The organism is Paenibacillus sp. A14 (assembly GCF_036864815.1).
Classification (GTDB): Bacteria; Bacillota; Bacilli; order Paenibacillales; family Paenibacillaceae; genus Fontibacillus; species Fontibacillus sanfengchensis.
In genome coordinates this window covers 796,591-804,101 of record NZ_JBAGJD010000002.1, presented here as the reverse complement: position 1 = coordinate 804,101, position 7,511 = coordinate 796,591, and the positions used below count along the sequence as shown (strand labels likewise).

The following is a 7,511-nucleotide window of genomic DNA, read 5'->3' as shown; positions in this document are numbered from 1 at the left end:
ATAAATTATCCGGTATTAGCTACCGTTTCCGGTAGTTATCCCAGTCTTACGGGCAGGTTGCCTACGTGTTACTCACCCGTCCGCCGCTAACCATCAGAAGTGCAAGCACTCCATCAAGTCCGCTCGACTTGCATGTATTAGGCACGCCGCCAGCGTTCGTCCTGAGCCAGGATCAAACTCTCCAATAAAGTTGAAACTTATTGAATAAGCTGATAGCTCATTTTGAATCTGACGAGAAAACTAATTCTCATTTTAATACTCACTCGTTGTTCAGTTTTCAAAGATCAACTTCGTTTCTAACTCGTTACCGCGTTATCAGCAGCAACTCTTATAATATATCACTAACTGCGGAATTTTGCAAGAGTTTTTTTTAGAAACTAAGCTTTTATTTATTTTCTATGATTCAAATCTTACATCTGCCTTCCGCAGCAGCGAATATTACTATACCTCATAACCAACCCGAAAAGCAACCCTAGGAAAGAACTTCCTCGATATGCAGATGTCTCGCTTGTACGAGATTGACGATTTCTCCATGTACGGAAACCATGGGACGGGTTGGATGCTGCCGGTCGGAAAAAACGATTTCCCCAATGCTGTCATCACTAAGCCGGACCCGTGTTCCATGATGGAACTGCGTCACTTTGTCGACGAAAGTCTGGACCACACCCGGATCTAATTTACCAAAGGCTTCCGATTTGATCTGCTCCAGAACCAAGTAAGGAGACTGGGCTTTGCGGTATCTCCGGTTTAAGGTCATAGCATGAAAAATATCGGCCACGGCCACGATTTTGGCATAAATATGGATCTTATCTCCGGTAAGCCGGAAGGGGTAGCCGGAACCGTCCATTTTCTCATGGTGCTGAAGAGCCGTAAGGCGGACACCTTCATTAATGGCCGACGTCTTACGAAGCTGCTGATATCCATACGTCGTATGCATCCGCATTTCCTCCGCTTCCTCTGCGGTAAGCGAATTCGGTTTATAGAGGATCGCCGGATCGATTTTCGTATTCCCGATGTCATGAAGAAGACCGGCGAAGGCTACTTGCATCCAGTCTTTTTGCGGAAGCTCGTGCCATCTGGCAATCGTATAGGACGTAAGTGCCGACAAAATCGCGTTATGGTACAGGTAGTCGTATTCGTTCACATTGCGCGGCGTGTAGGTAAGCACGTTATAGAATTTCAACTGCTTGATCAAGGCCTCCATTTGATGACGGAGCTCATAAATCGGCAGTTCCGAGGCCAGGACCGATTGGAAGGCGCTCTTGGTCAGATAAAGCATCCGGTCATACTCTTTATGGAGTTGGTCGGCCGCAACCGGTTCACTTTCAATAAGGGATGATGTATGGTCCGCACGCCCCGATTTGGCTGTATCGGAAACCTCCGTCATTTCCTCGCGCCCTTTTACTTGCCCGTCCTCAATTTCAACAAGCTGAACCATGAATGCACGCAAAATATCCAAATCTCTAGGCAGAAGTACTTTTCCTTTATGCAATAACAGTCCACCGATCGGAGTGTGCACATTCTCAATGATTTTCAAACCGGGTTTCAGATCCATTACAGGCACGCTGGCCATAATTCGCTCTCTCCTTAAATCTTCCAAATATGTAGGTCTGGTCCCTATTTAGGGTAAAAAGCACTATATACCGCCATTATATTACGAGACTTGAAGCCCAACAATCCTTTTTCCGCGGCAAAAAAAAGAATGACAAAAAACCGGGCCTCCCTAAGGAAGTCCGGTTTTTATAAACCTGGTCTTATTCCTCCGAATCGGAAACGTCATTCGGTTGAGCGTCCGCCAGGGACTCCCCACCTTCAATTGGCGTTTCTTCCTCCGGTTCTTCTTCGGTCTTATCCGAGCGGCAGACAGTAGCCACGGCATCGTCTTCGCGGATGTTGATCAGCTTGACCCCTTGCGTGTTCCGCCCCATCGTGGAGATCCCCGACATGCTCGTCCGAATCAGGGTACCGCTGGCGGTAATGATCATCAGATCTTCGTCGTCCTTGACCACTTTGAGACCAACGACAGGACCGTTCTTCTCCGTCACATTGATCGTCTTGATCCCTTTACCGCCCCGGCTTTGGATCCGGTATTCCGACGTAGGCGTACGCTTCCCGTAACCGTTGGTCGTCACGATCAGAACATCCTGATCCGGAACGATGACGTCCATTCCGATCAGATGATCATCCTCATCGAGCGTAATCCCCTTTACGCCGGTTGCGGCTCTACCCATCGAGCGGACGTCGCTCTCAGGGAAGCGGATCGACATTCCTTGAGCCGTCCCCATAATGACCTCCTGATTGCCGTCCGTCAGCTTCACGTCGATCAGGGTATCGTCCTCGCGAAGATGCACGGCAATCAATCCGCCCTTGCGGATATTGATGTAGTCTTCGATCGGCGTCTTCTTCACAACCCCTTGACGGGTGGCGAAGAACAAATACCTGTCCTCATCAAAGCGCTCCACCGGAATAACCGCGTTGACCGTCTCCCCCTGCTCAATCTGGATCAGATTGATAATCGGAGTCCCCCGCGCGGTCCGGCCGAGTTCAGGGATTTCGTAAGCCTTCAGGCGATACGCTTTCCCCCGGTCGGTGAAGAACATCAGATAGTGGTGCGAGTTCGTAACGAACAAATGCTCCACAAAATCATCGTTCTTCGTATCCATCCCGACAACGCCCCGTCCTCCGCGTTTTTGGCTGCGGTAGGTCGTGAGCGGCAGACGCTTGATATATCCGGTATGCGTGATCGTGATGACGACCTCTTCCTGCGGAATCAAGTCTTCATCCAGGATACTTTCTTCCCCGACCAGCAACTCGGTGCGCCGTTCATCGGCAAAACGTTCGCGGATTTCCTGAAGCTCGTCGCTGATGATCTGCAGAACGAGGGATTCGTTGGCCAAAATCTCGCGGTATTCCGCAATCTTTTGCAGAAGCTCCTGATACTCGCTCTCGATCTTCTCGCGTTCCAAACCGGTCAACCGCTGCAGACGCATGTCCAGAATCGCCTGGGCCTGCTCCTGGCTGAGCCCGAAACGTTCCATCAACCCGGTGCGGGCGATTTCTGCCGTTTGGGAAGAGCGAATCAGCGCGATAACCTCGTCCAGATGGTCGAGAGCGATGCGCAAGCCTTCGAGGATGTGGGCGCGGGCTTCCGCTTTCCTCAGCTCGAATTCCGTCCGGCGGCGAATAACTTCAACCTGATGCTGCAAATAATAGCTAAGGACTTCCTTCAAGGTTAAAATCTTAGGCTCATTGTTCACGATCGCCAGCATATTGATGCCGAACGTACTTTGCAAAGCCGTGTGCTTGAACAGATTGTTCAACACGATGTTCGGATTGACATCCCGACGCAGTTCAATCACGACACGCATCCCGTTACGGTCCGATTCATCCCGCAGGTCGGTGATGCCGTCGATCTTCTTCTCGCGAACCAACTCGGCTATTTTTTCAACCAACCGGGCCTTATTCACCTGATACGGAAGCTCTTCTACAATGATTCTCGCCTTGTTGTTGTGTTCTTCGATGGTGGTTTTGGCCCGCATCGTGATGGAGCCTCGCCCCGTCGTATAAGCTTGACGTATTCCCGTCCGGCCCATGATATACCCGGCAGTCGGAAAATCCGGGCCTTTGATATATTCCATGAGATCCAGAGAATCGATATCCGGATTGGCGATCAGCGCCTGTACCCCATCTATAACCTCACCCAAATTATGCGGCGGAATGTTCGTAGCCATCCCTACGGCGATCCCCGATACCCCGTTGACCAACAGGTTCGGAAAACGTGCAGGCAGCACGACCGGCTCCTGCTCCTCACCGTCATAGTTAGGCATGAAATCAATTGTCTCTTTATTGATATCGCGCAGCATTTCCATAGCGATTTTGGACAACCGCGCCTCCGTATATCGCATTGCGGCTGCCATATCCCCGTCGACCGACCCGAAGTTGCCGTGGCCATCGACCAGCATATAACGCATGGAAAAATCCTGGGCCATCCGCACCATCGTTTCATAAACCGCGGAGTCACCGTGCGGGTGATACTTACCGATAACTTCACCGACGATTCTCGCTGATTTCTTGAATGGCTTATCGGGATGCATGCCAAGCTCATTCATGGCGTACAGAATACGCCGGTGAACCGGCTTCAGACCATCCCTTACATCCGGCAAAGCACGGCTGACGATAATGCTCATGGCATAATCCATAAAGGATTCGCGCATTTCCACATTAATATCCCGGTCTATAATTTGCGAAAATTTTTCTTCCGCCATGCTGGACCTCCTTCAAATTCTATCCAAGTGCCTATGGTAATGGAATGTTCTCATCCTGCCCCGAATCATTATATTACTTGCACAAAACATGCCCGATTAAACGTGCCGGCCAGAGATTCCATGTGGTATAGACACTATAAATGGGGATGTGTCCATTCCCATTGCCCTTATAGTTCATACACTAAGAATATAGGCATTTAGAGTGGTTGTTCAAAAAAATGGTCAAAAAACTTATAAAATCCCCATATCTTATAATTATATCATTGTTTTTCTCTTCTGTCCTATGTTTTTCATGCCTGAAGTGGTTCCAGCCGGGGTTTTAGAAAGGAAGGATGCTAAGTTGGCTATTCAGCGCATCGCCAGCAAATGGGAGAAGACGGTGATTTTGAGACAAAAGGATACCATCCGGCCTTTTATCCCCGACACGCGCAAATACAGCCTGGAGAATCTGAAGGAAATGATAGAGGCCCATAGTCTAGTTTATGTGAAACCGGACCGCGGCACTTACGGCAACGGTGTCATGAGCATCGAGCCTTGGACCGACGAACTCCTACCCGAACAGCAAGAGCAGGTCACGCAGTATAAACTCCGGTATGGCATTCAAATCGAGCTCTACCCCACCTTGGAGGAACTGCACAACGTCCTGGCTCAGCGGATCGGCAGGAAGGTATATCTCATTCAAAAAGGGATTCATTTGTTGACATACCGACGCCGAAAATTTGATATCCGCGCGCTCGTTCAGAAGACGCCGCAAAAAAGCTGGGAAACGACCGGTTTCATCGGGCGCGTCGCCGCGCAGCAAAAAATCATCACAAATTACCATGGCGGCGGCATGGTAATGACGATCGACGATCTGCTGAGCCCTTATCTCGAACCCAAAGAATTCGCAAAAATATACAAAGAGATGAAGACACTCGGCACCAGAGCAGCCCGTCAACTGGCGCGGAAATTCCCTAATCTGAGGGAAATCGGCCTCGATATCGCCATCGACGAACAGCATCAAATCTGGATTTTGGAGGTGAACACCCTTCCCGCCCTCTTCCCCTTTAAATTTCTCCCCGACAAGGACATTTACAAAAGAATTCGCCGTTATGCGGTCGCCTATGGCCGTCTGAAAAAATAAACAAAGGCGGTTTTCCGCAGGCAGGATCCCCTCACCTGTACACGGAAGCCGCCTTGTTTTCGCTTCGCTCGCTGCTATTTTCCCATCTCTATGACGGTAATTTGTCCATCCAGCCCCGTCACTTGAATCGCGGTTTCCTGCAGCTTCACGCCGAGCCGGACCAGGGCTTCGTTCAGGCCCCAATCAGCGTTTTTGCGGCCGAAGTCCGCTCCGGGTCCCGGTTCGCCATATACGGCGGCCGCCAGCCAATGCACCCCGGCCGAAAGACGGGCACGCACCGTTGGGATTACCGTCCGCGGATGGAGAATATTCGTGTTCGCGTTCGGGTAGACAAGTTCCGCCCGGTCATAACCGAACAGGGATTGAATGCCGACGCCTCCGTGGACCGATCGGACGGCCGAGCCGGCTGCCCTTTCGAACCGCTCCGTTTGCGGGGACAATCCCAGGGCATAGCCGCCCTCGGCGGCGTCCAGTTCGCGGGCCGTGTCTACGCGATGTATCCGGATATGCCAGGGTAATCCGGCAACAATCCAGGTTTGTATTTCGACGTCGCGCCAAGGTACCCATCGGGCATAGAGGAGGTGTCCATCGATTCGGGTCTCCTCATTCCGGCGTCGGACCCGATACAGATTGTCGCCTTCGCTGAGCGCAAGCATCGAGTCGAAAGCCCCTTGGGACAAGCCCCATTCCGCCCGCGGAACACTGAATCCAAACGCTGTGGAGTAGACGAACTTCTCATATTTTGCCGAAGTATGGGTGTGCTCGTTCGTCGTCAGATTTCCGCTGTTAAAAGCGGCGACATGTCCGGACTCCTCCCGGCGGCAAATGACCAGGTGCGGAGGCTTTTGCACCGACACGGGCGGCCCCGCCGGAAGAGGCATCTCCTCAGCCTGCCAGAACGGGTGATCGTCCGGCAAGGCCAGCGGCAGAAACGCCTTCAATGCCCAGTAAGGGGAGCCCGGCGAGTTGTAGTTTTCCGCCATCACCAGGTTCGGATAAGCGTACCCCACGGTCAGCAGCCCCTCCGCGTCGAGCATCGGCTGGCGGAACCACCAGCGGAAATGCCGCAAAATGAGCCCTTTCAGGACCCCGTAGGGCAGATCTTCCATTTCCGCGTAAACCATGGCCCCCCAGAAGGCCGAGTGCGAGAACCGGTAAGTCAGGCTGCGCCCGTAAGGAAGGGAAGCGCCATCCGGTGCAAACCAGTAGAGGAAGTCGGCCGCGAACCGACCTGCCCGTTCCCGGATCAGGGCCGCTCGCTTCGGGTCCTCCCCCTTCATCAGCACGGCATAAAGCAGGCCATAGAAATGAATGGCGAAGGGGACATAGTAGTCACAGTGCGCCCCGGGCCCGTCGCTGTACCAGCCGTCCGCCAAATAGAACGAATCGATTCGGTCCAGGTTGGCCTTCAACTGGTCTTGATCGTACGGGAGTCCTGCCTTGTGAAGCCCCAAATTCACCAGCACATTAAAAAACAACCAGTTGCAATCGTAGCAAGGGTGCCGGTTGATTTGGCCCAACCATTCCTGCAAATGCTTGCGTTCTCGCTCGTTCAGTGGCCCCCAAATCCGGTCCGGAATCAGCGCCAGCGCAAACCCGAACGCCGCCATTTCCACGAGCCGCTGATCATAGTCGGCCACCTCGCCCCAATATTCCGGATGTGCAGGGTCCGTACCGTGGCGAATCCCCTCAAGCACGACCTCCCACAGATCGTCCTCTCCGCCGCCGGCGAGCAGCGGCACCATTCCCCACAGCACGCGGGAAAACCCCTCAATCTCGGCGATAGCGGCGTCGAAGCCGGCTCCGGCCGCGCCAAGCCTTAACCGGGCTTTTCCCTCGCTGTAATGCGGACGTAGCGGCGCAGTAAGCTCTTTTAGGGCCGCTTGAAGGTCCCGCTTTGTTCGCAGCGGGTTTCGCAGCAGCGCTTGGGCGTGCTTCTGCTGACTCATGTTTTTTGCTCCTCCCCTCGTTGGTCACGCTAAACCACTTATTAACGGGAAAACCTCCCACTAATTTTACGCCCTTACCCCTCCTATCCAATTTAGCTGGAAAAACTCCATCTATTTCGCGGCCAAACCGGCGGAATACGTTTTTTCAAACGAATTAACGGGAGGTTTTCCAGC

At 52.5% G+C, this 7,511-nt stretch carries 4 protein-coding genes and 1 rRNA gene; 1 reads left to right on the top strand and 4 read right to left on the bottom strand.

What is annotated here, in order from left to right; all coding sequences use genetic code 11:
• The 3 genes from V4U88_RS07955 to gyrA all read right to left on the bottom strand — a co-directional run.
• A 16S ribosomal RNA gene (locus V4U88_RS07955) occupies positions 1–188 on the bottom strand; the annotation flags it as partial.
• A 284-nt stretch (positions 189–472) separates the two neighbouring features.
• Positions 473–1,573 (bottom strand): HD-GYP domain-containing protein, encoded by a 1,101-nt coding sequence (locus tag V4U88_RS07950; protein ID WP_334072718.1) that lies wholly within the window; start codon positions 1,571–1,573, stop codon positions 473–475.
• A gap of 181 nt (positions 1,574–1,754) precedes the next feature.
• A complete protein-coding gene (gyrA, locus tag V4U88_RS07945; protein WP_334072717.1) occupies positions 1,755–4,265 on the bottom strand; it encodes a DNA gyrase subunit A in 2,511 nt (836 codons plus the stop codon).
• A gap of 340 nt (positions 4,266–4,605) precedes the next feature.
• On the opposite strand from gyrA, the gene V4U88_RS07940 reads away from it, so the two are divergent.
• On the top strand, positions 4,606–5,388 hold the full coding sequence (locus tag V4U88_RS07940; protein ID WP_334072716.1) for a YheC/YheD family protein: 783 nt from the start codon (positions 4,606–4,608) through the stop codon (positions 5,386–5,388).
• A gap of 74 nt (positions 5,389–5,462) precedes the next feature.
• On the opposite strand, the gene V4U88_RS07935 is transcribed toward V4U88_RS07940, so the two are convergent.
• Entirely contained in the window at positions 5,463–7,337 is a 1,875-nt protein-coding gene (locus V4U88_RS07935; RefSeq protein ID WP_334072715.1) for a DUF2264 domain-containing protein, read from the bottom strand.
• Positions 7,338–7,511 lie beyond the last annotated feature (174 nt).

What these genes read in the sequence shown, in the direction of transcription:
- V4U88_RS07950 (WP_334072718.1), bottom strand. Translation starts at nt 1,573, where the DNA reads ATGGCCAGCGTGCCTGTAATGGATCTGAAACCCGGTTTGAAAATCATT.
- gyrA (WP_334072717.1), bottom strand. Translation starts at nt 4,265, where the DNA reads ATGGCGGAAGAAAAATTTTCGCAAATTATAGACCGGGATATTAATGTG.
- V4U88_RS07935 (WP_334072715.1), bottom strand. Translation starts at nt 7,337, where the DNA reads ATGAGTCAGCAGAAGCACGCCCAAGCGCTGCTGCGAAACCCGCTGCGA.